Source organism: Variovorax sp. CCNWLW225 (genome assembly GCF_037204045.1).
In the GTDB taxonomy this organism is placed as follows: domain Bacteria; phylum Pseudomonadota; class Gammaproteobacteria; order Burkholderiales; family Burkholderiaceae_C; genus Variovorax.
On the sequence record NZ_JBBCBV010000005.1, the window covers coordinates 208,096 to 234,686 of the forward strand.

Genomic DNA, 26,591 nt, shown 5'->3' on the forward strand with positions numbered 1-26,591 from the left:
TCGTCGCGGCAAGGCCGCGGATGCTAAATTGGACGGCCAGGATTGTGAAAACGCTGGATGAATTCACTCAACCTCGCGCTCTTCGACACACTCGCCGCCGGCTTCTCTCCCTCCCCCACGTTGCTGTGGTTCGCATCGGCGATTGCGCTGGGCTCGTCGTGGGTATGCGCGGCCATTCTTGCCTGGGTGGCATGGCGCCGCCCCGCGCAGTGCATCTGCGTGCTGGCGGTACTGGCCGCCGGAGGCGCGGCTTCGCTGATCTCGCACGAGATCGCGGCGTCCATCGGTATGCCGCGCCCCTTCATGGTGGGGCTGAGCCCCGCCCATGTGCCGCACGGCGCGCGGGCGGGCCTGCCCAGCACTCACGCGTCGGTGATGTTCACCATGGCTTTCATGCTGCTGCTGCAGCGCGGGCTGCGTGACGTGGGGCTGCTCGTTCTTGCCGTGGCCTCGGTCACGGCTTGGTCGCGCATTTATGCGGGCATCCATTTTCCGTTCGACATTGCGGCAGGTGCGCTGCTGGGCGCGTGCATCGCTGGAGTGCTGGTTGCACTTCATGCCGTGGGGCGCAAGTTTGCCCGCACACCCACTGCCGCACTGGCGTGGCCGCTGCGCGCATTGGCAGCCGGCACCGCGGGGCCTTCGCTGGTGCTGGTGTTCGGCTTTGCCGCGGCATGGATCGGGTTGAACACGCCCGGGTCGATTGGGCCGGCGGTCCTGGAGGAAAGCGGACCGGTCGAGAAGAGCACGGTTCTGCTGTACCTTGCCGCGGCGGCATGCCTGGCGGCGGTGCGCGTGGCGTCGCTGTCGCGGCTGGACAAGACGGCCCTCTGTATCGTGCTTGTTGCCTTTGCCGCGCGCGAAGCGGATGGGCACCTGGGGCACCACGGCAGCCTGGTCTTCGCGCCCATTGCCGTCGCCGGCGCATGGCTTGCAAGGCGCGCCTGGTCTGCGCGCGACGCGTTGCGCGCATGGTGGCAATGGCGGCCGGAAGCCACCACCCTGCTGACCTTTGCCGCAGTGATCGGAACCGCGATCGTTCTCGACCAGTTACCCGCGGTGCTTGCGGACCAGGACGCGTTGAGCGGCAGGTCCACGGGCCTGTACCGCTACCTGGTGCTCAGCTTCGAGGAGGTTCTGGAACTGGCGCTGCCGGTTCTCGCGCTGCTGGGCATCGTGCAGGCAAGGTGGGGCGGGAACCGGGGCGCCGGGCTTTCGGCACGCGCGGCACTTTCCGCTCGGGCCGGTTCATAGAATGCCGCATGGAAACCCGGCAGATGCGTTGTATCGTGGCGATCGCGGAGGCCGGCAGCCTTACCCGCGCCGCCGAAAATCTCGGCCTTGCGCAACCCGCGTTGACGCAGATGCTGAACCGGCTCGAAAGCGAAGTCGGCACCAAACTCTTCACGCGCACACGCCGCGGCGCCGCCCTCACCGAGGCAGGGCTGGCCATCGTCGACGACCTGCGGGCCAGCCTTGCCTACGGTGATGCGGCGGCCGAACGCGTTCGCGCCATGGGCGCCGGACGCGCGGGCCGGCTGACCATCGGCTTTGTGACCCACGCGGTGTATGAAGTGCTGCCCCGCGCGCTGCGGCGGCTGTGCGAGGCCTATCCGCAGCTCGACATTTCTCTGCGCGAGATGAGCAACGCCGAGCAGGTCGAGGCGCTCGAGGGCGGCCGCATCGACATCGCGCTGCTGCATCCGCCCGTGGCCGTGAATGCGCGCGTACACGAGAAGCGGCTCGGCGAAGAACTGCTGGTGGCGGCCGTGCCCGCCTCGCATCGGATCGGGGCCGACGGCTGCGTTTCGCTGGCGGACATTGCCGCGCACGGGCTGGTGTGGTTTCCAAGCCTGCAGATGTCGGCATTGCGCACCCAGGTGCTGGCGGCTTTTCGCGCGGCCGGGCACGAGGTGCGCATCGTGCAGGACGCCAACCGCACGCTGACCGTGCTGTCTTGCGTGGCGGCGGGGCTGGGCTGGTCGCTGCTGCCGAGTTCGGTTCGCGCGCTTCGGCATGAAGGCGTGCGCTATGCCGAAGTGCGCGACGGTGCGGGGCTGCCGCCTTTCGAGCTTGCCGCGATGTGGCTCGCGCGGTCGCGCCCGGCTTTTGCGGACGCCTTCGCCGAGATGCTCGCCGCCTAGTCCAGTTCGATCTTGTTGGTCTTGGCGACCTGGGTCCACTTGGCGATTTCGGCGCGCCGGAACGCATCGAGCTCGGCCGGATTGGAACCGATCACTTCGGCCCCCATGCCTTCAAGGCGGGCGCGGACTTCAGGGTCGCGCACCACGGCGGCCAGTTCCTTCGACAGCCTGTCGACCACGGCCGCGGGCGTCCCGGCGGGAACGAACACACCGTTCCATTCATAAACCTCGTAGCCCGCAAGCCCGGATTCGGCCACTGTCGGAATTTGCGGCATGACCGGCGAGCGCGCCTTGCCCGTGACCGCCAGCGCGCGCAGCTTGCCGCTCTGGATGTACTGCAGGCTCGACGCAAGGCTTGCGAAGAACACCGGCACCTGGCCGGCCATGACATCGGTGAGCGCGGGACCGCCGCCCTTGTAGGCCACGTGCGTCATGCGCACGCCGGCCATGGCGCTGAAGAGTTCCGCCGAGAGGTGCTGCGCCGAGCCATTGCCGGAAGACGCGTAGTTGATGTGCTCAGGCTTGGCCTTCGCCTGTGCGATGAGATCCTTCACGCCCGTGATCGTCGCGGAGGGGTTGACCACGAGCACGTTCGGCACGCGGACCAGCAGCGAGACCGGCGCCAGATCGCGCAGCGTGTCGAACGGCATCTTGCTGCGCAACGCGGGGTTCTGCGAATGGTTGGAAGCGTCGAGCATGATCGTGTAGCCGTCGGCCGGGCTCTTGGCCACAAGGTCGCCGCCAATGGCGCCGCCCGCGCCGGCGCGGTTGTCGATCACCACCGGCTGCCCGAGCCGGGCCGAGAGCTTGGGCGCGATGATGCGCGCCACCACGTCGACCGTGCCGCCCGGCGGGTAGGTCACGATCATCTTCACCGGCTTTGCCGGCCACGCCTGCGCCGCGGCGCTCATCGCAGTGGCGAGAAGTGCCGTGCCGACGCAGGCAGCCGGAATCCATGCGCGCAATGCGCTGTGTGCTTTCATGATGTCTCCTTGGAAAAACGGAACAGCGCCGCCGGGGTCTCGGCCAGGATGCAGCGCCGCGCTTCGGGGTCGGGAATCCACTCGTCCAGCACCGCCAGCGTGTGCGTGTAGCTCGTGTGCTCCCGGTGTTCGGTATGGGGCCAATCGCTGCCCCACAGCAGGCGCTGCGGACCCGCGGCTTCGAGCAGCGAGCGCACCGCCCGTCGGGCATCGGCGCCGGCAGGGTCTGGCCAGTTGCGGTAAGCGGCCGACAGCTTCACCCAGGTGCGGCCTTTTGCCGCCGCGCGCAGGAGCCAGTCGAAACCGGCATCCGCAGCCGTGCTGCCACTGGGCCGCCCAAAATGATCGACAACGAGCCTGCAGCCGGCATCGAGCACCCGCTGGCCTGCCGCCGCCAAGTCGTGCGAAGGCCGGTGCACCTCGACATGCCAGTCGAGGCTTCGCACATGCTGCAGCAGGGCCTGCCACGCGGGCTGCGAAAAATCGGGCAGGGGCAGGCCCATGAGGTTGAGCCGGATGCCGCAAATGCCGGCCTCGGCAAGCGCGCGCAGTTCGGCAACGGGCGTCTCGGGTTCGACCACGGCAACGCCGCGCAAGCGATCCGGGCAGGCGCGCAAGGCGCCGAGCATGAAGCTGTTGTCGGTGCCCAGGAAGCTGGGCTGGACCAGCAGCGCATGCGAGATGCCATGCGCATCCAGCAGGCCCAGGTATTCAGCAGGCGGGGCGTCGTAGTCCGGCGCATGCCGGCGTTGCGGGGCGAGCGGCAGGCTGCTCAGGAAGACATGCGCATGGCTGTCGACGGCACGCACGCCGCCGCCCGCTGCGGTGCGGGGTTGCGGTGCTTCTTGCGGATACTTTGGCGTGAACAGGTGCGTCTCCTGAGGGGAGACGGAAGTATCGGCATGCAAGCGCGGGCACGGAATGCCTGCGCCTGTTGTTTAGTGATAACGGCAGCTTATGGAAACGCCCTCGCGCATCCATGCGTCGAGCGCGATGCGTTCAGGGCTTCGGGTGTACGAACGGCCGAGCCTTCTGCAGGAAGACCTTGTGCAGCGCATCGAGTTCTTCCAGGTCGCGCTGCAGCGCCGACTTGTCATACGGCTTGCCGGCGGCGATGTCGGTCATCCACCGGTCGTATTTGTCTCGCTGGCTGCGCCACTCTTCGTACGCAACGCGCAGCTCGTCCCATTGAACAGTCATGGCGGCAAGAGCAAGCCCGGTCAGGCGTGCGCGTGGGCGTCGGCAAAGAGCCGGACCATTTCGCGGTCGAACGCCGGCAGGTCCTTCGGGCCGCGGCTGGTCACCAAGTTGCCGTCGACCACTACGTCGTTGTCCACCCACTTGGCGCCGGCGTTCTTCAGGTCGGTGCGCAGCGACGGCCACGAAGTCATGGTGCGGGCCTCGACCCCCTTGGCCTCGATGAGCGTCCACGGGCCGTGGCAGATGGCGGCAATCGGCTTGTGGGCCTTGACGAAGTCCTGCACGAAAACCACGGCCTGCTCATTGATGCGCAGCGCGTCGGGGCTCATCACGCCGCCGGGCAGCAGTAGCGCGTCGAACTCGTGCGCGGCCGCCTGCGCAAGCGGGATGTCGACGGTGAAGGTATCGGCCGGGTCGCCGTGCCTGGAGCCGCGCACGCGGTCATTCTTGGGCGACACGATCTTCGTTTCTGCGCCCGCGGCTTCGAGGGCCTTGCGGGGGTCGGTCATTTCGGACTGTTCGAAGCCGTCCGTCACGAGAATGGCGACCTTCATACCTTCGAGTTGGTGCTTGTTCATGTGAATTCCTTTCGTCGGTGAGCAAACGCCCAAGCTACAGGTGCGCGCGCACCGGCCGGTCGGCACGCGTCGGCTCCCCGTGTCGGACAATTCGCGCTATCAGGCCAACCGGTCGAGAAGGCTGTACCAGGCCACCCCTCCCGCCACATAGAACCGCTGCAGGCCATGCAGCGGTATTGGCTGTATCGCAGTCACCGGGTACGGAAACTCCGCCTTCGCATCCACTAGCCGAGACGCCAGGTGCTTTCCCATGCTCGTCGCCAGCGCGATGCCTCGCCCGTTGTAGCCCAGCGCAATGGTCAGACCCGGCGCGGGCGTGTGCACATGCGGCATGAAGTCGCGCGTGACGGCGATGCGGCCGGCCCAGCGGTACTCGTAGCGCAGCGGGCCCAGCGTGGGGAACAGCAGCGCGAGCGAGCGTTCGAGGTGCGAGAAGTCCGAGGGACCGGAAGGATCGGCGAAGTGGCCGCGTCCGCCCATCAGCAAGCGGCCTTGCGCATCCTTGCGGAAATAGAGCAGCAGGCGCTGCGACGTGGAAGCCGTTTCGCCGCGCGGCAAGATCGCATCGGCGGCGGCGCCCTCGAGCGGCGTCGTGGCCACGATGAAGCTGTTGGCCGCCAGCACGGTGCGCGACAGCCCCGGCCACAGCGGCCCTGTGTAGCCGTTGGTGGCGAGCACCACTTGATCGGCCGTGACGGTGGCACCGGTGGACGTGGTCGCGTGCCAGTGCGCACCGCGGCGCTCAAGTGCCGTGACCTTCGTGCCGCCGTGCACCGCTGCGCCCGCGCCTTGTGCGGCCCGCACCAGGCCGCGCGTATAGGCCAGCGGCTGGATGCCGCCTGCGCGCGGGTCGAGCCAACCGCCCGCGAAGGCTTCGGTGCCCAGGCGCGCGCCGACTGCTGCGCGGTTCAGTACTTCCGTCTTCACGCCGCGGCTGGCCCACTGCTCCGCACGTGCCTGCAGGCCCGCCACCTGCCGGGGCGAATAGGCCACCTGTAGCCAGCCGTTGCGTACTGGCTGGCAGTCGATGCCGTGGCGCGCGATCAGGTCGAACACCACGTCGGCCGAACGGGAAACGGCATCGATCAACGGCTCAGCACGCTCGGGGCCGTAGAGCCGGACCAGGTCTTCGGGGTCATGCTTCAGCGTGGGATTGACCTGCCCGCCATTGCGCCCCGAGGCGCCCCAGCCGGGTTCATGCGCTTCGAGCAGGCAAACCTGCACGCCTGCCTCAGCCAGGTGCAGCGCGGTCGACAGGCCGGTGAACCCGCCGCCGACGATCAGTACATCGGCCCTGCGCGATTCGGAAAGCGGCGGCGTTGGAGGCGCGGGCGGCGCAGTGGCCGCCCACAGCGAGGGCGGTAACGGCAAAGGCTGCAGCGAGGGCTGCGGTGAGCTCATGAACGCACCTCGGCAGGCACGGCCGACGGATGCAGCACCCGGCGCAGAAAGTCTTGCGTGCGCGGCTGCCGCGGCGCGCCCAGCACTTGCGCCGCCGGGCCTTCCTCCACGATGCTGCCGCTGTGCAGGAAGCAGACGCGGTCGGCCACCTCGCGCGCAAAGCCCATCTCGTGCGTGACCACAATCATGGTCATGCCCTCGTCGGCCAGGGCCCGCATCACGCCGAGCACGTCGCCGACCAGTTCGGGGTCGAGCGCCGAAGTGGGCTCGTCGAACAGCATGGCTTCGGGCTTCATCGCGAGCGCGCGGGCAATGGCCACGCGCTGCTGCTGGCCGCCCGAGAGCTGGGCCGGATAGGCCTGCGCCTTCTCGGCAAGCCCGACCTTGGCCAGCAGCGCGAGCGCTTCCTCGCGCGCCTTCGCGGGCTTGTGGCCCAGCACGTAGACCGGGCCCTCCATCACGTTCTCCAGCACGGTGCGGTGCGGAAACAGGTTGAAGCGCTGGAACACCATGCCCATGCGACTTCGCAGCCGGTGGATGCTCTTGCCGTTGCGGTCGACGCGTTCGCCGAATGCGCGCACCTCTCCGCCTTCATACGATTCGAGCCCGTTGATGCAGCGAAGCACCGTGGACTTACCGGAGCCCGAGGGCCCGATCAGGCACACCACCTCGCCGGCATCGACATGCAGGCTCACGCCCTGCAGCACGCGGTGCGCGCCGAAGCACTTCTCCAGTCCGTCGACGCGGATCATGGGTGCTTCCTTCCAGCGCCGAAGCGCTTTTCGAGCCGCCGCAGCCCGTAGACCAGCGGCAGGCTCATCAACAGATACAGCAGCGCGACCAGCGTGTAGACGGTCATGTTCTGGAACGTCGACGAAGCAATGAGCTGGCCGGCGCGTGTCATCTCGGCCACGGTGATGGTCGAGACCAGCGAGGAGTCTTTCAGCATCATCACGAGCGTATTGCCGTAGGGCGGCAGAGCGATGCGAAAGGCCTGCGGCAGGATCACGCGCCGCATGATCAGCGCCGAGCGCATGCCCATGGCCTGGGCCGCCTCGCGCTGGCCCGCATCCACGGCTTCGATACCGCCGCGGAAGTTCTCGGCCTGATAGGCCGAGTAGGCAATGCCAAGGCCGATGACGCCGGCCTGGAAGGCCGTGAGCTGCACCCCGAACTCCGGCAGCACGAAGTAGATGTAGAAGAGCTGCACGATGATGGGCAAGCCCCGGATCACGTTGACGATGACCGTGCCCGCCCACGAGAGTGCACGTATGGGCGAGAGCTTCATCAGCGCGAGCCCGAGGCCGAGCACGCTGCTGAGCAGGAAAGAGAGCACGGTGACCTGCACGGTGACGACGGCACCCTGCAGCAGGATCGGCAGGAAGTCCTGCGCGTTCTGGACGAAAGAAGCAGCCATGGGTGCAATGCGTCAGATGCCCCATTTCTGGACGATCTTGGCGAGCGTCCCGTCGGCCTTGACCGCCGCAATGGCCTTGTTGAGGCGGGCCAGCGTCTCGGTATCGCCCTTGCGCACCCCCAGGCATACGTCGCCGACGTTCACGGGCTTGTAGCTCTCGACCAGCTTCACGCCCGGAAAGTTGTTCTGCCGCAGCTGGTAGGCAATGATGGGTTGGTCGCCAAGGCCGGCCTTGATGCGGCCCAGCGAAAGGTCGCGGGTCATGTCGGCCACCGAGTCGTAGCTGCGCACCTCCTTGAAGATCCCCTTTTTGGTGAGCATGTCCAAGAACACGGTGCCGACCTGCGCGCCGACCACTTCGCCCTTGAGTTCGTCGAGCGATGCATAGGCGCGCGTGTCGTCGCTCTTGACGATCAGGCCCTCGCCGTAGGAATAGACCGGGTCGCTGAAGTCGACCACCTCCTGGCGCGCCGCGGTCTTGAGCATGGCGGCCGAGACGATGTCGATCTTGCGGGCGGTGAGCGAAGGAATGAGGGCCGAGAACACCGTCTGCTGCACGTTCACGCCAAAACCGCCGGCCTTGCCGACGGCGGTGACCGTGTCGACCATCATTCCCTGGATGGTGTTGGTTTTCACGTCCAGGAAGGTGAACGGCACGCCGGTCGCCGTAGCGCCCACGTTGTAGGTAGCCGGCGCGGCCCCATGCGCACCGGCCAGCGAGGCGGCGCCTGCGACACACAGGCCAAGGGCAAGGCGATGAAGGTGGCGAACGATGCGATTCATGGAAGCACTCCTCGAAGAAGAAGATGGAATGGACAGAAAGGAATAAAGCCTCAGCGGGCAACGCAACATGCGTGCCAATAATCGATTCTTTTGAATCTCATATCAATCAATACAAACCACTATTCGCCTTCGGAGTATCGATATACGATATTTTTAATCCAGGTGGCTATACTCTGCATCCATGGACGCCACACCCGACATTGCCCGCGAAGAAAGCCCCAGTCTGCTGTTCAACCAGTCGCTGGAGAAGGGCTTGGCCGTGCTGCAGGCCTTCAGCGCCCGGCGCCGCACCATGACGTTGGCCGACGTGGCCGAGGCCACCGACATCACCAAGAGTTCGGCGCAGCGGATGATCTTCACGCTCGAGAAACTCGGCTACGTTCGCAGGCACCCGAGAACCCGGCGCTACCAGCTCACACCGCGCGTGATGGAGATCGGGTTCAACTACCTGGCAGCGAATCCGCTCATCGAGGTGGCGAATCCGTTTCTGTCCGAGCTGACCAAGGTCACCACGGAAACCTCTTGCCTGACGGAGCCTGACGGCGTGGACATGGTCTACCTCGCGCGCTTTGTCAGCGCGCAGTTCGTGCCGGTTCACATGCCGATCGGCAGCCGCATCCCGATGTACTGCACGGCTTCGGGGCGTGCCTACTTGAGCGCGCTGCCTGAAGACGAGGCGCGCACGCTCATCGAAGCCTGCGACCGCGTGCCCCACACGGCCCACACACGCACCGGTGTCGATGAAATCCTTGAAGAGTTGCGCCAGGCGAAGCTGCAGGGCTTTGCCACCAATGCCGAGGAGCTGTTTCTCGGCGACATGACGATTGCGGCGCCCGTGATGGGCAGCCAAGGCCGGCCGGTCGCATCGGTGCACTTGGTTGCGCCGACCAGCCGATGGACTCTGGAAGACGCCGTGCGCAAGCTGGCACCAACGCTGCTTTTGTGCGCGCGCTCTCTCACCAATTCCGCGCGCAGCATCGACTGAGCCAAACAAACAAAAAGCCCCTGTAGCAAGAACTGCTACAGGGGCTTGTGTTTGGCGGAGTGGACGGGACTCGAACCCGCGACCCCCGGCGTGACAGGCCGGTATTCTAACCAACTGAACTACCACTCCTGGTAGACAACGTTCACTCCTTGCGGAGCCGAGTGTTGACAACTCGTGCCTGCTTCACTTGCATGAAACTGGCGACCCTACGGGGATTCGAACCCCGGTAGCCACCGTGAAAGGGTGGTGTCCTAGGCCTCTAGACGATAGGGTCAAAACCTTAGGAACCGTGCTGCGATCAGCACTTATCTTCTTCTCGACACTTTGATGGTGGAGGTAAACGGGATCGAACCGATGACCTCTTGCATGCCATGCAAGCGCTCTCCCAGCTGAGCTATACCCCCGTGTGGGTGTCGAGCCTCGAATTATAGACCGAAAAATCAGGCCCTTTTCAGACGCTCCACAACTTTTTCACGAGAAAAAATTGCGAGCACCGAATCGAGGGATGGCGTCTGCGGTGTTCCCATCACGAGGACGCGAACCGGCATGGCCAACACAGGCATTTTCACAGAATGTGCGGCCAGAACTTCCTTGATGGCCGCGGCGATCGAAACTTTTTCCCACGGCACGCTCGCGAGCTTCTCGGCGAGCGTGGCGATGACGGGCTTCACCGCATCGGTGACGTGCTGCGTGCGATCGGCTTCGCTTGGCGTCACGTCCGTGTAGAACGCGGCGGCCCAGTCGGCGAGTGCCACCGTGGTTTCGCAACGGTCCTTGAAGAGCGCGCAGATGGCGGCAAGGCGATCGTCGGCCTCGATACCGCGCTTCTTCAGCTGCGCAGCCACCAGCGGTGCGAGCTCCGCATCGGGCTTGGCCTTGATGTACTGCGCATTCACCCACGCGAGCTTGGCGGCGTCCCATTGCGCTGGGCTCTTGGAGAGGTGCGAACCGTCGAACCAGCTCACCATCTGCTCGCGCGTGAAGAGCTCGTCGTCGCCATGGCTCCAGCCCAGGCGCGCCAGGTAGTTGAGCATGGCCTCGGGCAGGTAGCCGTTCTCTTCATACGCGGTAACGCTCACGGCGCCGCGGCGCTTGGAGAGCTTTTGCCCGTCGTCACCCAGGATGACCGGCACATGGCCGAACTGCGGCAGCGGCGCGCCCAGTGCGCGAAAGATATTGATCTGCCACGGCGTGTTGTTGATGTGCTCGTCGCCGCGGAACACGTGCGTGATGGCCATGTCCCAGTCGTCGACCACCACCGCAAAGTTGTAGGTAGGCACACCATCGGGCCGCAAGATGATGAGGTCGTCGATCTCGCGGTTGTTGATGGTGATCTCGCCCTTGACGAGGTCGTTCCAGGTCACGTCGCCTTCGGGCGGATTGCAGAAGCGCACCACGGGCGGCACGCCTTCCGGCACGGGCGGCAGCACCTTGCCCGGCTCGGGGCGCCAGCGGCGGTCGTACAGCGTCTTTTCGCCGCGCGCGCGTTGCGCTTCACGCATTTCATCGAGCTCGGCCGGCGTGCAGTAGCAGTGGTAGGCCGTGCCGGCCGCAAGCATCTGAGCAATGACTTCGCGGTAGCGCTCCAGGCGCTGCATCTGGTAGATCGGGCCTTCGTCGTAGTCGAGGCCAAGCCAGTGCATCGAAGCCAGGATCTGGTCGGTCGAATCCTGCGTGGAGCGGGCCACGTCGGTGTCTTCGATGCGCAGCACAAATTCGCCGCCATGGTGGCGCGCATAGGCCCACGAATAAAGCGCGGTACGCGCGGTGCCCAGGTGAAGAAACCCGGTAGGAGACGGAGCGATGCGGGTGCGAACTTTGCCGGTCATGGGATCGATCAGGATTTCAGGGTGCCAAGGCCGCGAAGCAAGTCGGCCTTGATGTCGTCGATGTACTCGAGGCCCACCGCCACGCGAATGAGCCCCTGGCTGATGCCGGCGGCCTGGCGCTGCACTTCGGTCAGGCGCCCGTGCGACGTGGTGCCGGGGTGCGTGATGATGGTCTTGGTGTCGCCCAGGTTGGTGGCAATGCTCACCACGCGCGTGCTGTTGATCACGTGGAAGGCGTTGGCGCGCGCCGTTTCGGGGTCGTTGCCGACCACGTCGAACGACACCACCGCCCCGCCCTGCCCCGACTGCTGGCGCATGGCCAGTTCATGCTGGGGATGCGAGGCCAGGCCAGGGTAGTAGACGCGAGCAACGCCGGGCTGCGTTTCGAGCCACTGCGCCACCGCCAGCGCATTGGCGCACTGCGCCTGCATGCGAATGCCGAGCGTTTCCAGCCCCTTGAGCACCACCCACGCATTGAACGGCGACAGCGCCATGCCGGCGGTGCGCACCACCGGGCCGAACACATCGACGATGAGCTTCGACGGACCGCAGATTGCGCCGGCCATCACGCGGCCCTGGCCGTCGAGGTACTTGGTGCCCGAATGAATGACGAGATCGGCGCCCAGTTCGGTCGGGCGCTGCAGCGCGGGCGTGCAAAAGCAGTTGTCGACCGCGAGCAGCGCGCCGGCGCCGTGCGCCAGGTCGGCCAGCGCACGGATGTCGCACACCTCGGTCAGCGGATTGGTCGGCGTTTCGGCGAACAGCAGCTTGGTGTTGGGCTTCAGGGCCGCGCGCCATTCGGCCACGTCGGTCTGCGAGACGAAGGTGGTCTCGACACCGAACTTGGCGAACTCCTTGCCGAACAGGTTGAGCGTGGAGCCGAACACCGAGCGCGAGCAGATCACATGATCGCCCGCCTTCAGCAGGCCCATGCACATCATGAGGATGGCGCCCATGCCGGTCGAAGCGCCGATGGCGGCCTCCGTGCCTTCCATGGCCGCAAGGCGCTGCTCGAAGCTGGTGACCGTCGGGTTGGAAGTGCGCGAGTAGGTAAAGCCCGCTTCGGTGCCGGCAAAGCGGCGCGCCGACGTTTCGGCGTCGGGCTGCACGAAGCCGCTGGTCAGGAACAGCGCTTCGGAGTGCTCGCCGTGCTGGCTGGGCGCCAGCCCGGTGCGCAGCGCGAGCGTGTCGCGGTGCAGTCCGGGCGGCAGGGTTCGTTCATCGGTCAATTCAGCTCTCACTCGCTGTGATTGGGAAGCGCAAGGCGCGACGAATCTTCTTCGGTCTCTTCGATGCGCGGACGGTTGCCGTTCATGCGCGAGATGGCTTCGGTGTCGATGTCGCCGGTCACGTACACGCCGTCGAAGCAGGAGGCATCGAAGCCATTCAGCTTGGGGTTGAGCGAGCCGATGGCGCGCTTCATGGCATCGACGTCCTGGTAGATCAGCGCGTCGCAGCCGATCAGCTCGCGGATCTCGTCGACCGTGCGGTCGTGCGCCACCAGCTCGTCCTTGGTGGGCATGTCGATGCCGTAGACGTTGGGATAGCGCACCGGCGGTGCGGCGCTGGCGAGGTAGACCTTGCGTGCGCCGGCATCGCGGGCCATCTGCACGATTTCGCGGCTGGTGGTGCCGCGCACGATCGAGTCGTCGACCAGCAGCACGTTGCGGCCCTTGAACTCGCTGCCGATCACGTTGAGCTTCTGGCGCACCGACTTCTTGCGCACGCCCTGCCCCGGCATGATGAAGGTGCGGCCCACGTAGCGGTTCTTCACGAAGCCTTCGCGGTACGGTACGCCCAAGAGGTGCGCGAGCTGCGTCGCACTCGGGCGGCTCGACTCGGGAATGGGGATGATCACGTCGATCTGGTTCGGCGGCACGGTCGACACCACGCGCTTGGCCAGCGTTTCGCCCAGGTTGAGCCGCGCCTGGTACACCGAGATGCCGTCGAGCACCGAGTCCGGACGCGCCAGGTACACGAATTCGAAGATGCAGGGGTTGAGCGTGGGCGCTTCGGCGCACTGCATCGAGTGCACGTTGCCCTGCAGGTCGATGAACACGGCTTCACCGGGCTCGATGTTGCGCTCGAACACATGGCCCGAGCCTTCAAGCGCCACGGATTCGCTGGCCACCATCACGGTGCCGTCGGCGCTGCGGCCCATGCAGAGCGGGCGAATGCCATAGGGGTCGCGGAAAGCGAGCAGCCCATGGCCGGCGATCAGCGACACCACGGCATACGAGCCGCGCAGCCGCTTGTGCATGTTCTTGACCGAGGCAAACACTTCGGCCGGATTCAGCGGCACGCCGCGCGATGCGCGCTCGAGCTCGTGCGCCAGCACGTTGAGCAGCACTTCGGAGTCGCTCTCGGTGTTGGTGTGACGGTGGTCGGTGGAGAACAGCTCTGCGCGCAGCGCATGCGCGTTGGTGAGGTTGCCGTTGTGCACCAACACGATGCCGAAAGGCGCATTCACGTAGAAGGGCTGCGCCTCTTCCTCGCTGTAGGCGTTGCCGGCGGTCGGGTAGCGCACCTGGCCCAGGCCCACGCTGCCGGGCAGCGCGCGCATGTTGCGGGTGCGGAACACGTCGCGCACCATGCCCTTGGCCTTGTGCATGAAGAACTTGCGTTCGAGCAGGGTCACGATGCCGGCCGCATCCTGGCCGCGATGCTGCAGCAGCAGCAAGGCGTCATAGAGCAGCTGATTGACGGGTGCGTTGCTGACAACGCCGACGATTCCACACATGAACGATTCCTCTCAGGGCAGGTAGCTTGCCAACTTTTCAGGCAGCGCGGGTTTCAGGCCCTGCAATGCCGCATCGAGAACAATGGCGCTGTGCGATTCGTGCCACCAGGCACTGTCGCTCAACGCCAGCAAATGAACAATGACCGCCAGCACGAGCAGGGCAACCGCACCCCGCGCCGCTCCGAAGGCCCCACCCAAAATCCGGTCCACCGGCCGGAGGCCGACAGCCGCAATCAGCTTTCGCGTCAGCGCGGCCACCAGGCCCACGCCGAACGCCACCGCCACGAACACCAGCACAAAGGCCAGCGGATAACGCCAGGTGGCCTGCGGGTCGCCGAACGGCAGCCATGCCGCCACGTCCGACGCCAGCCATTGGGCGGCAATGAAGGCAGCCACCCAACCCGCCAGCGAAATCACTTCGAACACCAGGCCCCGCCACAGGCCGAACAGCATCGACACCACGATGAGCGTGACGGCAATCCAGTCGAGCAAGGCCACGGCAGCGAGCGATGGCTACTACAACGTGAGGATGGCGGCCGACAAAGACAAGCCCTTGACCTTATCCGCGGCCTTGTCCGCCTCGGCGCGCGAGCTGAACGGGCCGACACGCACACGCGTGCGCTCGCCGTCGGCCGTCTTGGCCACGTGCACATAGGTCTTGAGGCCCGCCTTCTCGAGTTTCTGCCGCACCTCGCGTGCCTTGTCGGCATCTGCAAAGGCACCGACCTGCACCACGAAGCGGCCGCTGTCTTCGGACGCGGCGGGCTTGGTGCTGGTGTTGGAAGGCTTGCCTTCGAGCAAGGCGCGCGCGCGATTGCCGTCGTCGGCCGCAGCGGGCTTGGGCGCCGCGGGCTTGGGCTCGGGTTTGGCTTCCGGCTTGGCTTCCGGCTTGGCTTCGGGCTTTGGCTTCGGCTCGGGCTTGGGTTCCGGCTTGGGCTCGGGTTTAGCTTCAGGCTTTGGTTCGGGCTTGCGCTCCGGCTTGGGTTCGGCCGCGGGCTTGGCAGGGGCCGTGGCAGCTGGCGGCGTGCTTGGCGCCGGCTTGCTCGGGTCGATTTCGGTGCCGTCGGCGGTCTCGGTGATCATGCCGCCCGAAGACGAAGGCGATGGTGCGGCCGCAACGCGCGAGCTGCCGTCGGCTGCGCCGGTGGGTGCGGCAGGCGCGGGCGTGGCGGGCACCGGCAGCGGCTTGACCTTGTTGCGGTCTGGAATCTCGATGGGAATGTCTACCGACACCGGCCGCGGCTGGGTGTCGAACAACAGCGGAAAGCCGATGACGCCGAGCAGCACCAGAACGGCCGCGCCCACCAGCCGGTGCCGCGCGCGGCGGCGCATGGTTTCGACACTTTCCGCGGGGACGGCAGCCGGTGCGCTGCGTCCTTCGTTGCCTTGCGGGCCGCGCGTGCGGAACTTGAAAAACGCCATGAAGTTCGATCCCTGGAGGAGTGCAGCGAGGTGGTGCCAGATGGTGCGGACGGTTCGGCGATCAGCCGCCGGGCAGCAGGTGTTTGGCTTGCAGCCGCGGAGTGCCGTGCTCCAGCACGCCACCCACGGTGAAGAACGATCCGAAGACCACGATTCTATCAGCGGGGTCTGCGTGCTCGATGGCCGCGCGGAGCGCTTCCATCGGCCCCGCATGCACGCTGCCGGAGGCGTCGCCGCGCGTGTTCTGCGCCTGCCAGCTCGCGAGCAGATCGCTCGCCTTGGCGGCGCGCGGCGTCGGCAGATCGGTGAAGTACCAGCGGTCGATCATCGGCCCGATGCGCGCGAGGATCGGGGCCAGGTCCTTGTCGGCCATGACACCGAACACGCCGTGCGTGGTGGGGTAGAAACCCATCGCATCGAGGTTCTCGGCCAGCGCCGCGACGGCGTGCGCGTTGTGCGCCACGTCGAGCACCAGCGCGGGCTCGCCCGGAACAATCTGGAAGCGGCCGGGCAGCTCGACCATGGCAAGCCCCGTGCGCACCGCCTGCGCGGTAATGGGCAACTGCTGGCGCAACGCCTCTAGCGCCGCGAGCACGCCCGCGGCATTGAGCAACTGGTTGGCGCCGCGCAGCGCCGGATACGCCAGCCCGCTGTAGCGCCTGCCTCGGCCCGACCAGCCCCACTGCTGCTTGTCGCCCGACACGTTGAAATCGTGCCCGAAGCGCCACAGGTCGGCGCCGATGGCGGCCGCGTGGTCGATCACGCTTTGCGGCGGCATGGGGTCGCTCACGATGGCGGGCTTGCCGGGGCGCAGGATGCCGGCCTTCTCGAAGCCGATGCTTTCGCGATCCGGCCCGAGGTAGTCCATGTGGTCGAGGTCGATGCTGGTGATGACCGCGCAATCGGTGTCGATGATGTTGACCGCGTCGAGCCGGCCGCCGAGCCCCACTTCGAGAATCGCCACGTCGGGCTTTTCCTCGATCATGCAGCGCAGGATGCCGAGCGTGGTGAATTCGAAGTACGTCAGGGCCATGTCGCCCCGGGATGCCTCCACCACCTCGAAGTTTGCTATCAATTTAGAAGCATCAACCGCCTCGCCCGCCAGCCGCAGCCTTTCTTCGAAGCGCACGAGGTGCGGCGACGTGAAAACCGCCGTGCGGTAGCCCGCATGCGTGAGGATCGATTCGAGCATGGCGCAGGTCGAGCCCTTGCCATTGGTGCCGGCCACGGTGATGACCGGGCAGTCGAAGCGCAGGCCCATCCGGGCGGCCATTTCCTTGGCGCGCTCGAGGCCGAGCTCGATGTTCTTCGGATGAAGTTGCTCGGCGCGTGCGAGCCAGTCGTTAAGGGTTTCCATGGAGCCCGGCATTGTCGCCGACCCGGAACGCGAGGGCCGCGCCCGGTTTTATCGGCATCATTGGCGTCCATGACAACCCTCTACGGAATTCCCAACTGCGACACCGTCAAGCGCGCCCGCGACTGGCTCGACGAACACGGCATCGCCTACACCTTCCACGATTTCAAGAAACAGGGCGTGCCCGAGGCCGAACTCGACCAGTGGCTGAAAAAACCGGGTTGGGAGGCGTTGGTCAACCGCCGCGGCACCACCTGGCGCAAGCTCGATGAAGCCGAACGAAACGCGGTGGTCGATGCCGCTTCGGCCCGGGCGGTGCTCCTGGCCAACCCGAGCCTGATCAAGCGGCCGGTGGTCAACTGGGGCGCCAAAACCGGCGTTACGACAGGATTCGACGCTCAAGCCTGGGCTGCCGCTGTGAACGCCGTGTAAACGCCGGAACCCTGCCTTGCCGGCCAGCCTCCAACCCCGATCTGCAGGAGAGAACACCATGAACAGACACGTCTTTCGCACCCTCGCGGGCCTTTCGGCGGCCGGTTTGCTGGCGGCGGGCGCCGCCACCGTGCAGGCCCAGGAAGCATGGGCGCGGGTGATTTCGGCCACCCCCGTGTATGAGACGACCGGCAGCAGCCCCAGCTACAACGTCACCTACGAATACAACGGCCGGCAGTACACCACGCGCATGAACAGCCGGCCGGGCGCCACCATCCCGATCCAGGCCAACGCCTACGGCGTGACCACGGCACCGGTTGCGCCGCAGCCTCAGCTGCAGCCCTATCCGGTCGAGGCCGACCGCGGCCAGCAGCAATACCAGCAGAGCCCGCAATACGCGCAACCCTCGCAGCAGGGCGGGTCGCCCTGGGACAACGTGGTGCCCGAGCCGGGCGTGGTGGTTTCCAATGCGCCGCCGCCGGCACCGGTCTACGTGCGGCCGGCTCCGGTCTACGCGGCGCCCGTGTACGTGCAACCGACCTACGTCTATCCGCAGCCCTACGTCTACCCGCCGGTCGGCCTCTCGCTGAATTTCGGCTACTCCAGGGGATGGGGCGGCTACCGCGGCGGATGGGGCCACCGCCACTGGCGCTGAGCCGTGCCTAGGCAGGCCCGCGCAGAGGCTGCGGGCGCGGGTTCGGCCAAGCCCTAAAATCGGGGACTTTTCCAACCCCGAGGGGTGCGCCGCCGCGGTGGTGCGTCCTCGACAAGCCGACCGCGCACGCGCCGGCGCCATCCAATGACGACGACTACCGACACTCTCAACAGCGCCGCAGTGGCGACCAAGGCCAATGTGTACTTCGACGGCAAGTGCGTGAGCCACAGCCTCACCCTGGCCGACGGCACGAAAAAATCGGTCGGCGTGATCCTTCCGTCCACCCTGACCTTCAAGACCGGCGCCCCTGAAATCATGGAAGGCACGGCCGGCAGCTGCGAATACCAGCTCGAAGGCTCCACCGAGTGGGTCACGGCAGGCCCCGGCCAGAAGTTCAGCGTGCCGGGCAACTCGAGCTTCCAGATCCGCGTGGCGGGCGAGCCCTACAGCTACATCTGCCACTTCGGCTGAACCCAGACCTGCCAACCGGACACCCACATGTCGACCATTCTCCAAAACGTTCCCGCCGGCCAGAAGGTCGGCATTGCCTTTTCGGGCGGCCTGGACACGAGCGCCGCGCTGCACTGGATGAAGCTGAAGGGCGCGATTCCCTATGCCTACACCGCCAACCTCGGCCAGCCCGACGAGCCCGACTACGACGAGATTCCCCGCAAGGCGATGCTCTACGGCGCGCAGAACGCCCGCCTGATCGACTGCCGCGCGCAGCTTGCGAATGAAGGCATTGCCGCGCTGCAGGCCGGCGCTTTCCACGTGACCACCGCGGGCGTTACCTACTTCAACACCACGCCGCTGGGCCGCGCGGTGACCGGCACCATGCTGGTGTCGGCCATGAAGGAAGACGACGTCCATATCTGGGGCGACGGCAGCACCTACAAGGGCAACGACATCGAGCGCTTCTACCGCTACGGCCTGCTCACCAACCCCAACCTGAAGATCTACAAGCCCTGGCTCGACCAGCTGTTCATCGACGAGCTCGGCGGCCGCGCCGAAATGTCGGCGTTCATGACCAAGGCCGGCTTCGGCTACAAGATGTCGGCCGAAAAAGCCTACAGCACCGACTCCAACATGCTCGGCGCCACGCACGAGGCCAAGGACCTGGAAAACCTCGACAGCGGCATGCAGATCGTGCAGCCGATCATGGGCGTCGCGTTCTGGAAGGACGAAGTCGAGGTCAAGCGCGAAACCGTTACCGTGCGCTTCGAGGAAGGCCGCCCCGTGGCCCTGAACGGCGTGGAGCACGCGAACCTGGTCGACCTCATCCTGGAAGCCAACCGCATCGGCGGCCGCCACGGCCTGGGCATGAGCGACCAGATCGAGAACCGCATCATCGAGGCCAAGAGCCGCGGCATCTACGAAGCCCCCGGCCTCGCGCTGCTGTTCATCGCCTACGAGCGCCTGGTCACCGGCATCCACAACGAAGACACCATCGAGCAATACCGCGACCATGGCCGCAAGCTCGGCCGCCTGCTCTACCAGGGCCGCTGGTTCGACCCGCAGGCCATCATGCTGCGCGAAACGGCACAGCGCTGGGTGGCACGCGCCATCACCGGCGAAGTGACCATCGAGCTGCGCCGCGGCAACGACTACTCGATTCTCAACACCGTGTCGCCCAACCTTACGTACCAGCCCGAGCGCCTGAGCATGGAAAAGGTGGCCGGCGCGTTCACGCCGCTCGACCGCATCGGCCAGCTCACGATGCGCAACCTCGACATCGTCGACACGCGCGAAAAGCTCGCGATCTACACCCGCACCGGGCTGCTGTCGCCGGGCCAGGGCACCTCGGTGCCGCGGCTCACCAACGACGACGAAACCAAGTAAGCCAGCGCGCTTTCTTCCAATGACAAACGGGCCCTCATGGGCCCGTTTTCATTTGTGCGATGTGCGCGCCAGCCGGCCGACCGATCAGTCGCCGCCACCGCCTCCGCCGCAACCACCACCGCAGCCGCCGGAAGAATCCCCTCCTCCGCTGCCGCCGTCGCCGCTGCCGCTCGATTCGCTGCCGCCGAAGCCGCCGGCATCGCCCGCGCCACCGCCATCCGACGACGAATCGCCAAAGCTGGTGCCGCAGTAAGCATCGGAGCCGCTTTGCCGGTCGATCGCCTTGCAGTCGGGCACGTAGTCGAAGCCGCCCGGAACGCCGAACTTCACGTCCAGCGCAAACAGCAGCGGCAGGCGCGAGGGCCTGCGCGGATCGATGCTTTCTTCCTTGCAGGCCCAGTACCAGCTGCGCCGCAGGCCGTCGTTGCGCTTCGGGTCCCTGCCCAGCACTTCGGCGGGACTGTGATGCAGCATGCCGCCGAAGGCCGCCTTGCACCAGTTCTGGTAGCCCTGCGTGTGCAAAATGAACTCGTGCCAGGCGGTGTCGACCACCTTGGAAGGCATGGCCACGAACTTGCGGCCGCTGCGCAGATGGGCCATGAAGAACTGGCGCAGGCCGCGCAACACCAGTTCGGCGTCGCGCACGCTGAGCCCCGGGTGCGCCGCGCGCAGCTTGCCGATGAGAAACGGCGGCATGCGGGCTTCGCGGATGAACTGCCGGCGCAGGCTGGTTTCCATGAAGCCCAGCGTGGCCGCCAAGGCCCATGCGCCAAGAACCAACGGCACCAGCACCAGCAAGCCGCCACGGCGGAAGGTGAAGAACACCGCCACCAACGTCGCCATCATCACCGCCCGGCGTGCCCACATCAGCGCAGCAATGCGCCGCCGATAGTTCAAGTGCAGAAAGTCGAGGTCCATCAAACGACCACCGGCTCCGGCTCCAGCCGGATGCCGAAGCGCTCGTACACGCTCGTCTGGATGGCCTTGGCAAGCGTCATAACCTCGCCGCCGGTTACCGGGTTTTCAAGGCCGCCGCGGTTCACCAGCACCAGCGCCTGCCTTTCGTACACGCCCGCATTCCCGACCGACTTGCCCTTCCAGCCGCAGGCGTCGATAAGCCAGCCGGCCGCCAGCTTGATGCTGCCGTCGGCCATGGGGTAATGCACGATTTTCGGGTCGCGCGCGATGATGTCGGCGCACTGCTCGGGCGTCACCGTGGGGTTCTTGAAGAAGCTGCCGGCATTGCCGAGCACCCGCCAGTCGGGGAGCTTGGCGCGGCGAATGGCGCAGATCCAGTCGAACACGTCGGTGGCGCTGGGCGTGAAATTGCCCGTTTCTTCCATCTTGCGCTCGAGGTCGAGGTAGCCCACCACCGCTTTCCAGGGCTTGGGCAGCCGAAAGCGCACCCGGGTGATCAACGCCCGGCCCGAAAGCCCGAAGTCGTTGGGCCCGCTGCGCACGTGCTTGAACACCGAGTCGCGGTAGCCGAAGGCACACTGCGCGGCGTCCAGCGTAAAGGTGCGCCCGGTGTCCAGGTCGATGGCGTCGAGCGATTCGAAGCGGTCTTGCAGCTCCACCCCGTAGGCGCCGATGTTCTGCACCGGCGCGCCGCCTACCGTGCCCGGAATGAGCGCCAGGTTTTCAAGCCCCGGGTAGCCGTTTGCCAGCATCCATTGGATGGCCTCGTGCCAGACTTCGCCCGCGCCGGCCTCCACGATCCAGGCTCGCGGGGTCTCCTCGACCAGCCGCAGCCCCTTGATCTCGACCTTGAGCACCAGCGGCTTCACGTCGCCCGTGATCACGATGTTGCTGCCCCCGCCCAGCACAAAGCGGGGGGCGTCGCGCCAGCGCGGATCGGCCCGCAGCTCGGCCACGTCCGCCTCGTTGGCGATGCGCGCCAGGTTCTGCGCGCGCGCGACGATGCCGAAGCTGTTGTACGGCTGCAGCGGGACGTTGTTCTCCACGATCATGGGAGAATTGTCGCATCCAGCTACCGTGAATCCAGGAGGAGCCCATGCCGTCTTTCGATACCGTCTGCGAACCCAATCTGCCCGAAGTGAAGAACGCGGTCGAAAACACCGCCAAGGAAATCGCAACACGCTTCGATTTCAAAGGCACGGCAGCCGCCGTCGAGCTCAAGGACAAGGAAATCACGATGATCGGCGACGCCGAGTTCCAGCTCGTGCAGGTCGAAGACATTCTTCGCGCCAAGCTCACCAAGCGCAGCGTCGATGTGCGTTTTCTCGACAAGGGCGACGTGCAGAAAATCGGCGGCGACAAGGTCAAGCAGGTCATCAAGGTCAAGAGCGGCATCGAAACCGAGCAGGCCAAGAAGATCACCCGCATCATCAAGGACAGCAAGCTCAAGGTACAGGCCGCCATCCAGGGCGACGCAGTGCGCATTACCGGCGCCAAGCGCGACGACCTGCAGGCCGCCATGGCGTTGATCAAGAAGGACGTGCCCGACATGCCCCTCTCGTTCAACAACTTCCGCGACTGAGCCCCGCATGAAATCGCTGGTCGTCGCAGCGCAGTTGCTGGCTGCCGCTGCAGGCGCGCATGCGGCGAGCTCGGTCATGCTGACCGGCACCATCGGCAGCCGGGCCATCCTCATCGTGAACGGCGCTCCGCCCAAGACGGTGGCGGTCGGCGAAACCTTCCAGGGCGTGAAGCTGGTGTCGCTGCAGGCCGAGCAGGCCGTGGTCGAGCTCGAAGGCAAGCGCGTCAACCTGCGCATGGACACGCCGGTAAGCATTGGCGGCGGCACGGGCACGGGCGGCGGCAGCCGCATCGTGCTGCCGGCGGACAGCCGCGGCCATTTCATGACGCAGGGCGCCATCAACGGCCGCACGGTCACGTTCATGCTCGACACCGGCGCCACGTCCATTGCGCTTTCGGCCGCCGATGCGCAGCGCATCGGGCTCGACTACAGCAAGGGGCAGCGCATCCAGATGAACACCGCCAACGGCGTTTCCAGCGGCTACAGGCTGCGGCTGCAGTCGGTGCGCGTGGGCGACGTCGAGGTGTACGACGTCGAAGCCATCGTGTCGCCGCAGCCCATGCCATTTGTGCTGCTGGGCAACAGCTTCATCAACCGCTTCTCGATGCGCCGGGACGCGGACCAGATGGTCCTGGAAAAGCGCTACTGAAGCGCGTCAGCGTCAGGCCTGCGCGGCCGTGACCACGATCTCGATCTTGTAGGCCGCATTGGCCATCTTGGCCTGCACCGTCGCGCGCGGCGGCGTGTTGCCGGCGGGAATCCACGCGTCCCACACCTCGTTCATGGCCGTGATGTCGGTGATGTCCGCCAAGAAGATCTGCGTCATGAGAATGCGCGACTTGTCGCTGCCGGCTTCGGCCAGCAGGCGGTCGACCATGGCCAGCACCTGCGTGGTCTGGCCGCGGATGTCCTGCGAGGTGTCGTCGGGCACCTGGCCCGCAAGGTAGATGGTGCCGTTGTGCACCGCCGTTTCAGACAAACGGGGGCCGACGTGAAAGCGGGTAATGGTTGCCATGGTGTTCTTTCTCAAGCCTTTTTCTTGGAGCCGAGCTTCGACTCCGTGCCGGCCGCGAGTCGGCGGATGTTTTCGCGGTGCCGCCAGACGAGCAGCAGACTCATGATGATGATCGCAATCAGCACCGTGCGGTCGAGCGGCCACGCAATGTTTCCGCCGATCAGGTAATAAGCAGGCGCAAAGAAAGCCGCCACCAATGACGACAGCGACGAATAGCGGAAGAACACCGCAATGATCAGCCAGGTGACGCCGGTGGCCAGCCCCAGCCACGGCGCAATGCCCACCAGCACCCCGGCCGCCGTGGCCACACCCTTGCCGCCCTGGAAGCCGAAGAACACGGGGTACAGATGGCCCAGGAAGGCCGCCAGGCCCGCCAGCGCAGCCACGCCCTCGCCCAGGCCCCACTGCGCGCCGAAGTGGCGAATGACGAACACCGGCAGCCAGCCCTTGAGCGCATCGAGCAGCAAGGTGGCCAGCGCCGCGCCCTTGTTGCCCGAGCGCAGCACGTTGGTGGCACCGGGGTTGCCGCTGCCGTAGCTGCGCGGGTCGGCCATGCCGAGCGATTTGCTCACGATGACCGCAAACGACAGCGAGCCGATCAGGTACGAAGCCACGATGGCAAGGAGGGAAGGCAAATGAAAGCTCAAGGCGGCTCCACGAAGGATGGATGTTCTTATTCGGGCCGGCTATTCTGCCAGCGCGCACTGCACCGGCTTGGCGCCGAGCAGCGCCACGCACACCTGCGGGTCGATGCCCACCAGGTAGCCGCGCCGCCCGCCGTTGATCGCGATCTTCGGCAGCTCGAGAATGGTCGACTCGATGTACACCGGCATCTGGCGCCGCGTGCCGAAGGGCGAGGTGCCGCCCACCATGTAGCCGCTGTGGCGCTGCGCGACCTCGGGCTTGCAGGGCTCCACCGACTTGGCGCCGATCTGCCGCGCCAGGTTCTTGGTCGACACCGTGCGGTTGCCGTGCATCAGCACGATGAGCGGCTTGGCATCCTGGTCCTGCATGACCAGCGTTTTCACCACGGTAAAAGGGTCGAAGCCCAGCACCTCGGCGCTGTGCTGCGCACCGCCGTGCTCCAGGTACTCGTACGGGTGCTCCGTGAAGGCGACCTTGTGCTCGCGCAGCAGCTGGGTGGCGGGCGTTTCGGAAACGTGCGCCTTCTTGCTCACCGGCGCACCCCTGGCGCTGCGCTCACGTTGCCGGGTCCCGGATTTCCCAGCGGATCTGGTCGATCTCGGCCAGGACTTCCGGCGAAAGCGTGGTGCCCCACACGTCCAGGTCTTCGTCGAGCTGGGCCACCGTGGTCACGCCGATGATGGTGCTTGCCACCTGCCACTTGGTGTAGCAGAAGGCCAGCGCCAGCTGCACCGGCGTCAGGCCGTTGTCGCGCGCCAGCTGGTTGTAGCGGCGCGCCGCCTTCAATGCATCGGGCCGGCCCCAGCGCTGCTTGCGCACCGATTCGTAGCTCGAGATGCGCGCGCCCTTCGGGGCTTCGGGTCCCTCGATGCCGCCCTGGTCGTACTTGCCGGTCAACAGGCCAAAGGCCAGCGGCGAATACGCCAGCAGCGAAACGCCGAGCCGGTGCATCGTCTCGTCGAGACCGTTCTCGAGCCCGCGGCTCACCAGGTTGTAGACGTTCTGCACCGAGGCCACGCGCGGCAGGCCATGCTGCTCGGCCAGCCGCACGAACTCGTGCACGCCATACGGGGTTTCGTTCGAAAGACCGATTTCCCGCACCTTGCCGGCCTTGACCAGCCCGCCCAGCGCTTCGAGCTGCTCGTGGATCGGCGTTTGCGAAGTTTCCTTGGCCGGGTCGTAGTAAAGCGCACCGAAGGCCGGCACGTGGCGCTCGGGCCAGTGGATCTGGTACAGGTCGATGACGTCGGTCTTCAGCCGCTTCAGGCTGGCGTTGCACGACGCCACGATGTCGGCCGCCGTCATGCCCGTGCCTTCGCGCACCCAGGGCGTGGCGCGCACAGGGCCGGCCACCTTGGTGGCCAGCGTTATCTTCTGGCGCGCACCGGGGTTGGCCGCAAACCAGTTGCCGATGATGGTTTCGGTGGCGCCGTAGGTCTCCTGGCGCGTGGGTACCGCATACATCTCGGCCGTGTCGATGAAATCGACGCCGCGCTCGAGCGAGCGGCTCAAGATGGCATGCGAGGTGGGCTCGTCCACCTGTTCGCCGAATGTCATGGTGCCAAGGCAGATCGGGGTGACCTGCAGGCTGCTCTGGCCGAGTTGGATTTTTTTCATGCGCGGAATGCTACCGCCCTCCTCTACGGTGCGCTGGCCGCGGGCTCAAAACCCGAGCGCGCGCTGTCTTGTGGCGGACTGCGCCGCAGCCCGCGGCTCCGTATCATCGGCGCCCATGTACCAAGCCCTTCGTCCTTCGCGCACCGAATTCGTGCCCGTGCGCAACCTCCGCTACCACGTGCGCGTGTGGGGCGAGCCCTCCGCGGAGCGGCCGCCGCTGGTGTTGCTGCACGGGTGGATGGACGTGGGGGCGTCGTGGCAGTTCGTGGTCGATGCGCTGGCCGAAGAGCGCTTCATCATTGCGCCCGACTGGCGCGGCTTTGGCCTGACCGATGGCGGCGGCGTCGACAACTACTGGCTGCCCGACTACCTGGCCGACCTGGAATGGCTGCTCGACCACTACGCGGGTGAAGGCGATGCGGCGCGGCCAGTCGACCTGGTCGGCCACAGCATGGGCGGCAATGTCGCCATGCACTATGCGGGGGCAAGGCCCGGGCGCATTCGGCGTCTGGTCAATTGCGAAGGCTTCGGCATGCCCGCACGCAAGCCCGAGGAAGCGCCCGCGCGCTACGGGCAATGGATCGACGAACTCAAGCGCCTGCACCGCGGCGAAATGGCGCTCGCCAGCTACTCCGCCGTGGATGGCGTGGCGCGCCGGCTCATGAAGACCAATCCGCGCCTCACACCCGACAAGGCCAACTGGCTGGCCGGCCATTGGTCGACCGCGCAAACCCAGCCCGACGGCAGCGAGCGCTGGCAGATCCTTGGCGAAGCCGCGCACAAGATCATCAACGCGAACATCTTCCGGGTCGATGAAACGCTCGCGCTCTATGCGCGGATCTCGGCGCCCACGCTCATGGTCGAAGCCGCTGACGACAGCCTGCACGGCTGGTGGAAAAGCCGCTACACGCTCGAAGAGTTTCACGAGCGCCTGAAGTCCGTGCCCTCGGTGCGCATCGAGCAGGTGGCGGATGCCGGCCACATGCTGCACCACGACCAGCCGCAGCGCGTGGCCGGGCTGATCGAGCAGTTCCTGGCCGGCTGAGCCCTGC

The 26,591-nt window shown here is 66.3% G+C and carries 30 protein-coding genes and 3 tRNA genes; 10 read left to right on the forward strand and 23 right to left on the reverse strand.

Going from position 1 to position 26,591, the window contains the following annotated elements; translation table 11 throughout:
- Positions 1-57: 57 nt before the first annotated feature.
- Positions 58-1,254, forward strand: coding sequence for a phosphatase PAP2 family protein (locus V9L20_RS12285; protein ID WP_337296811.1), 1,197 nt, complete (start codon positions 58-60; stop codon positions 1,252-1,254).
- A gap of 8 nt (positions 1,255-1,262) precedes the next feature.
- A complete protein-coding gene (locus tag V9L20_RS12290) occupies positions 1,263-2,144 on the forward strand; it encodes a LysR family transcriptional regulator (protein ID WP_337296812.1) in 882 nt (293 codons plus the stop codon).
- On the opposite strand, the gene V9L20_RS12295 is transcribed toward V9L20_RS12290, so the two are convergent.
- The 8 genes from V9L20_RS12295 to V9L20_RS12330 all read right to left on the reverse strand — a co-directional run bounded on the left by V9L20_RS12295 (position 2,141) and on the right by V9L20_RS12330 (position 8,506).
- Positions 2,141-3,127 carry a tripartite tricarboxylate transporter substrate binding protein gene (locus V9L20_RS12295; protein ID WP_337296813.1) on the reverse strand — a complete coding sequence of 329 codons (987 nt, stop codon included), beginning with the start codon at positions 3,125-3,127 and terminating at the stop codon, positions 2,141-2,143. The genes V9L20_RS12290 and V9L20_RS12295 overlap by 4 nt on opposite strands.
- Positions 3,124-4,035, reverse strand: a complete 912-nt coding sequence (locus tag V9L20_RS12300) for an amidohydrolase family protein (protein ID WP_443098572.1) — start codon at positions 4,033-4,035, stop codon at positions 3,124-3,126. Before V9L20_RS12300 ends, V9L20_RS12295 begins: the two co-directional genes overlap by 4 nt.
- Before the next feature lie 91 nt (positions 4,036-4,126).
- The gene (locus tag V9L20_RS12305) at positions 4,127-4,327 is read right to left on the reverse strand and encodes a hypothetical protein (protein ID WP_157614971.1); all 201 of its coding nucleotides are present in this window, start codon (positions 4,325-4,327) and stop codon (positions 4,127-4,129) included.
- A gap of 20 nt (positions 4,328-4,347) precedes the next feature.
- Complete coding sequence (locus tag V9L20_RS12310; RefSeq protein WP_258501632.1) at positions 4,348-4,905, reverse strand: type 1 glutamine amidotransferase domain-containing protein; 558 nt, start codon at positions 4,903-4,905, stop codon at positions 4,348-4,350.
- A gap of 99 nt (positions 4,906-5,004) precedes the next feature.
- Positions 5,005-6,306: an NAD(P)/FAD-dependent oxidoreductase gene (locus tag V9L20_RS12315; protein WP_337296814.1), complete on the reverse strand. Its 1,302-nt coding sequence runs from the start codon at positions 6,304-6,306 to the stop codon at positions 5,005-5,007.
- On the reverse strand, positions 6,303-7,058 hold the full coding sequence (locus tag V9L20_RS12320; RefSeq protein WP_337296815.1) for an amino acid ABC transporter ATP-binding protein: 756 nt from the start codon (positions 7,056-7,058) through the stop codon (positions 6,303-6,305). The genes V9L20_RS12315 and V9L20_RS12320 overlap by 4 nt, the downstream gene beginning before the upstream one ends.
- Positions 7,055-7,723, reverse strand: a complete 669-nt coding sequence (ehuD, locus tag V9L20_RS12325; RefSeq protein ID WP_337296816.1) for an ectoine/hydroxyectoine ABC transporter permease subunit EhuD — start codon at positions 7,721-7,723, stop codon at positions 7,055-7,057. The genes V9L20_RS12320 and ehuD overlap by 4 nt, the downstream gene beginning before the upstream one ends.
- A gap of 12 nt (positions 7,724-7,735) precedes the next feature.
- On the reverse strand, positions 7,736-8,506 hold the full coding sequence (locus tag V9L20_RS12330; RefSeq protein WP_337296817.1) for an ABC transporter substrate-binding protein: 771 nt from the start codon (positions 8,504-8,506) through the stop codon (positions 7,736-7,738).
- Positions 8,507-8,687: 181 nt separating this feature from the next.
- Between V9L20_RS12330 and V9L20_RS12335 the strand changes: the two genes are divergently transcribed.
- Positions 8,688-9,491, forward strand: coding sequence for an IclR family transcriptional regulator (locus tag V9L20_RS12335; protein WP_337296818.1), 804 nt, complete (start codon positions 8,688-8,690; stop codon positions 9,489-9,491).
- A gap of 52 nt (positions 9,492-9,543) precedes the next feature.
- Here V9L20_RS12335 and V9L20_RS12340 read toward each other — a convergent pair.
- From V9L20_RS12340 to folC, 9 genes are all read right to left on the reverse strand, one after another.
- Positions 9,544-9,620 (reverse strand) — tRNA-Asp (locus V9L20_RS12340).
- Positions 9,621-9,689: 69 nt separating this feature from the next.
- A tRNA-Glu gene (locus V9L20_RS12345) sits at positions 9,690-9,765 on the reverse strand.
- Positions 9,766-9,819: 54 nt separating this feature from the next.
- Positions 9,820-9,895: transfer RNA gene (locus tag V9L20_RS12350), tRNA-Ala, on the reverse strand.
- 36 nt (positions 9,896-9,931) lie between these two features.
- Positions 9,932-11,320: a glutamate--tRNA ligase gene (gltX, locus tag V9L20_RS12355; RefSeq protein WP_157614973.1), complete on the reverse strand. Its 1,389-nt coding sequence runs from the start codon at positions 11,318-11,320 to the stop codon at positions 9,932-9,934.
- An 8-nt stretch (positions 11,321-11,328) separates the two neighbouring features.
- On the reverse strand, positions 11,329-12,549 hold the full coding sequence (locus V9L20_RS12360) for an O-succinylhomoserine sulfhydrylase (protein ID WP_337296819.1): 1,221 nt from the start codon (positions 12,547-12,549) through the stop codon (positions 11,329-11,331).
- 8 nt (positions 12,550-12,557) lie between these two features.
- Positions 12,558-14,060 (reverse strand): amidophosphoribosyltransferase, encoded by a 1,503-nt coding sequence (purF, locus tag V9L20_RS12365; protein WP_337296820.1) that lies wholly within the window; start codon positions 14,058-14,060, stop codon positions 12,558-12,560.
- Positions 14,061-14,072: 12 nt separating this feature from the next.
- Positions 14,073-14,558, reverse strand: coding sequence for a CvpA family protein (locus tag V9L20_RS12370; protein WP_281148075.1), 486 nt, complete (start codon positions 14,556-14,558; stop codon positions 14,073-14,075).
- An 18-nt stretch (positions 14,559-14,576) separates the two neighbouring features.
- On the reverse strand, positions 14,577-15,482 hold the full coding sequence (locus V9L20_RS12375; protein ID WP_337296821.1) for an SPOR domain-containing protein: 906 nt from the start codon (positions 15,480-15,482) through the stop codon (positions 14,577-14,579).
- Positions 15,483-15,543: 61 nt separating this feature from the next.
- On the reverse strand, positions 15,544-16,851 hold the full coding sequence (gene folC, locus V9L20_RS12380; protein ID WP_337296822.1) for a bifunctional tetrahydrofolate synthase/dihydrofolate synthase: 1,308 nt from the start codon (positions 16,849-16,851) through the stop codon (positions 15,544-15,546).
- 57 nt (positions 16,852-16,908) lie between these two features.
- On the opposite strand from folC, the gene V9L20_RS12385 reads away from it, so the two are divergent.
- The 4 genes from V9L20_RS12385 to argG all read left to right on the forward strand — a co-directional run bounded on the left by V9L20_RS12385 (position 16,909) and on the right by argG (position 19,762).
- The gene (locus tag V9L20_RS12385) at positions 16,909-17,268 is read left to right on the forward strand and encodes an ArsC family reductase (RefSeq protein WP_157614979.1); all 360 of its coding nucleotides are present in this window, start codon (positions 16,909-16,911) and stop codon (positions 17,266-17,268) included.
- A 58-nt stretch (positions 17,269-17,326) separates the two neighbouring features.
- On the forward strand, positions 17,327-17,923 hold the full coding sequence (locus V9L20_RS12390; RefSeq protein ID WP_258501648.1) for a hypothetical protein: 597 nt from the start codon (positions 17,327-17,329) through the stop codon (positions 17,921-17,923).
- Between the two features lie 144 nt (positions 17,924-18,067).
- Positions 18,068-18,394 carry a pyrimidine/purine nucleoside phosphorylase gene (gene ppnP / locus V9L20_RS12395; protein ID WP_337296823.1) on the forward strand — a complete coding sequence of 109 codons (327 nt, stop codon included), beginning with the start codon at positions 18,068-18,070 and terminating at the stop codon, positions 18,392-18,394.
- Between the two features lie 27 nt (positions 18,395-18,421).
- Positions 18,422-19,762 (forward strand): argininosuccinate synthase, encoded by a 1,341-nt coding sequence (gene argG, locus V9L20_RS12400; RefSeq protein WP_126746290.1) that lies wholly within the window; start codon positions 18,422-18,424, stop codon positions 19,760-19,762.
- Positions 19,763-19,846: 84 nt separating this feature from the next.
- On the opposite strand, the gene V9L20_RS12405 is transcribed toward argG, so the two are convergent.
- Both V9L20_RS12405 and murB read right to left on the reverse strand, forming a co-directional pair.
- The gene (locus V9L20_RS12405) at positions 19,847-20,680 is read right to left on the reverse strand and encodes a glycine-rich domain-containing protein (protein ID WP_337296824.1); all 834 of its coding nucleotides are present in this window, start codon (positions 20,678-20,680) and stop codon (positions 19,847-19,849) included.
- A complete protein-coding gene (murB, locus tag V9L20_RS12410) occupies positions 20,680-21,732 on the reverse strand; it encodes a UDP-N-acetylmuramate dehydrogenase (protein ID WP_337296825.1) in 1,053 nt (350 codons plus the stop codon). The genes V9L20_RS12405 and murB overlap by 1 nt, the downstream gene beginning before the upstream one ends.
- A 44-nt stretch (positions 21,733-21,776) precedes the next feature.
- On the opposite strand from murB, the gene V9L20_RS12415 reads away from it, so the two are divergent.
- Both V9L20_RS12415 and V9L20_RS12420 read left to right on the forward strand, forming a co-directional pair.
- Positions 21,777-22,262, forward strand: coding sequence for a YajQ family cyclic di-GMP-binding protein (locus V9L20_RS12415; protein WP_028259207.1), 486 nt, complete (start codon positions 21,777-21,779; stop codon positions 22,260-22,262).
- 7 nt (positions 22,263-22,269) lie between these two features.
- A complete protein-coding gene (locus V9L20_RS12420; RefSeq protein WP_337296826.1) occupies positions 22,270-22,911 on the forward strand; it encodes a retropepsin-like aspartic protease family protein in 642 nt (213 codons plus the stop codon).
- Positions 22,912-22,923: 12 nt separating this feature from the next.
- On the opposite strand, the gene V9L20_RS12425 is transcribed toward V9L20_RS12420, so the two are convergent.
- From V9L20_RS12425 to V9L20_RS12440, 4 genes are read right to left on the reverse strand one after another with little or no spacing between them, the layout of a single operon-like run.
- Complete coding sequence (locus tag V9L20_RS12425; RefSeq protein ID WP_042582160.1) at positions 22,924-23,277, reverse strand: RidA family protein; 354 nt, start codon at positions 23,275-23,277, stop codon at positions 22,924-22,926.
- A gap of 11 nt (positions 23,278-23,288) precedes the next feature.
- On the reverse strand, positions 23,289-23,924 hold the full coding sequence (plsY, locus tag V9L20_RS12430) for a glycerol-3-phosphate 1-O-acyltransferase PlsY (protein WP_126746295.1): 636 nt from the start codon (positions 23,922-23,924) through the stop codon (positions 23,289-23,291).
- Positions 23,925-23,963: 39 nt separating this feature from the next.
- On the reverse strand, positions 23,964-24,455 hold the full coding sequence (gene ybaK, locus V9L20_RS12435) for a Cys-tRNA(Pro) deacylase (protein WP_258501660.1): 492 nt from the start codon (positions 24,453-24,455) through the stop codon (positions 23,964-23,966).
- Between the two features lie 22 nt (positions 24,456-24,477).
- Complete coding sequence (locus V9L20_RS12440) at positions 24,478-25,539, reverse strand: aldo/keto reductase (protein ID WP_258501661.1); 1,062 nt, start codon at positions 25,537-25,539, stop codon at positions 24,478-24,480.
- 115 nt (positions 25,540-25,654) lie between these two features.
- Between V9L20_RS12440 and V9L20_RS12445 the strand changes: the two genes are divergently transcribed.
- On the forward strand, positions 25,655-26,584 hold the full coding sequence (locus V9L20_RS12445) for an alpha/beta fold hydrolase (RefSeq protein ID WP_337296827.1): 930 nt from the start codon (positions 25,655-25,657) through the stop codon (positions 26,582-26,584).
- The last annotated feature ends 7 nt before the right edge of the window (positions 26,585-26,591 follow it).

Coding starts and splice junctions, on each gene's coding strand:
- V9L20_RS12285 (WP_337296811.1), top strand. CDS start 58: ATGAATTCACTCAACCTCGCGCTCTTCGACACACTCGCCGCCGGCTTC.
- V9L20_RS12290 (WP_337296812.1), top strand. CDS start 1,263: ATGGAAACCCGGCAGATGCGTTGTATCGTGGCGATCGCGGAGGCCGGC.
- V9L20_RS12295 (WP_337296813.1), bottom strand. CDS start 3,127: ATGAAAGCACACAGCGCATTGCGCGCATGGATTCCGGCTGCCTGCGTC.
- V9L20_RS12305 (WP_157614971.1), bottom strand. CDS start 4,327: ATGACTGTTCAATGGGACGAGCTGCGCGTTGCGTACGAAGAGTGGCGC.
- V9L20_RS12310 (WP_258501632.1), bottom strand. CDS start 4,905: ATGAACAAGCACCAACTCGAAGGTATGAAGGTCGCCATTCTCGTGACG.
- V9L20_RS12315 (WP_337296814.1), bottom strand. CDS start 6,306: ATGAGCTCACCGCAGCCCTCGCTGCAGCCTTTGCCGTTACCGCCCTCG.
- V9L20_RS12320 (WP_337296815.1), bottom strand. CDS start 7,058: ATGATCCGCGTCGACGGACTGGAGAAGTGCTTCGGCGCGCACCGCGTG.
- ehuD (WP_337296816.1), bottom strand. CDS start 7,723: ATGGCTGCTTCTTTCGTCCAGAACGCGCAGGACTTCCTGCCGATCCTG.
- V9L20_RS12330 (WP_337296817.1), bottom strand. CDS start 8,506: ATGAATCGCATCGTTCGCCACCTTCATCGCCTTGCCCTTGGCCTGTGT.
- V9L20_RS12335 (WP_337296818.1), top strand. CDS start 8,688: ATGGACGCCACACCCGACATTGCCCGCGAAGAAAGCCCCAGTCTGCTG.
- gltX (WP_157614973.1), bottom strand. CDS start 11,320: ATGACCGGCAAAGTTCGCACCCGCATCGCTCCGTCTCCTACCGGGTTT.
- purF (WP_337296820.1), bottom strand. CDS start 14,060: ATGTGTGGAATCGTCGGCGTTGTCAGCAACGCACCCGTCAATCAGCTG.
- V9L20_RS12375 (WP_337296821.1), bottom strand. CDS start 15,482: ATGGCGTTTTTCAAGTTCCGCACGCGCGGCCCGCAAGGCAACGAAGGA.
- folC (WP_337296822.1), bottom strand. CDS start 16,851: ATGCCGGGCTCCATGGAAACCCTTAACGACTGGCTCGCACGCGCCGAG.
- V9L20_RS12385 (WP_157614979.1), top strand. CDS start 16,909: ATGACAACCCTCTACGGAATTCCCAACTGCGACACCGTCAAGCGCGCC.
- V9L20_RS12390 (WP_258501648.1), top strand. CDS start 17,327: ATGAACAGACACGTCTTTCGCACCCTCGCGGGCCTTTCGGCGGCCGGT.
- ppnP (WP_337296823.1), top strand. CDS start 18,068: ATGACGACGACTACCGACACTCTCAACAGCGCCGCAGTGGCGACCAAG.
- argG (WP_126746290.1), top strand. CDS start 18,422: ATGTCGACCATTCTCCAAAACGTTCCCGCCGGCCAGAAGGTCGGCATT.
- V9L20_RS12405 (WP_337296824.1), bottom strand. CDS start 20,680: ATGGACCTCGACTTTCTGCACTTGAACTATCGGCGGCGCATTGCTGCG.
- murB (WP_337296825.1), bottom strand. CDS start 21,732: ATGATCGTGGAGAACAACGTCCCGCTGCAGCCGTACAACAGCTTCGGC.
- V9L20_RS12415 (WP_028259207.1), top strand. CDS start 21,777: ATGCCGTCTTTCGATACCGTCTGCGAACCCAATCTGCCCGAAGTGAAG.
- V9L20_RS12420 (WP_337296826.1), top strand. CDS start 22,270: ATGAAATCGCTGGTCGTCGCAGCGCAGTTGCTGGCTGCCGCTGCAGGC.
- V9L20_RS12425 (WP_042582160.1), bottom strand. CDS start 23,277: ATGGCAACCATTACCCGCTTTCACGTCGGCCCCCGTTTGTCTGAAACG.
- V9L20_RS12440 (WP_258501661.1), bottom strand. CDS start 25,539: ATGAAAAAAATCCAACTCGGCCAGAGCAGCCTGCAGGTCACCCCGATC.
- V9L20_RS12445 (WP_337296827.1), top strand. CDS start 25,655: ATGTACCAAGCCCTTCGTCCTTCGCGCACCGAATTCGTGCCCGTGCGC.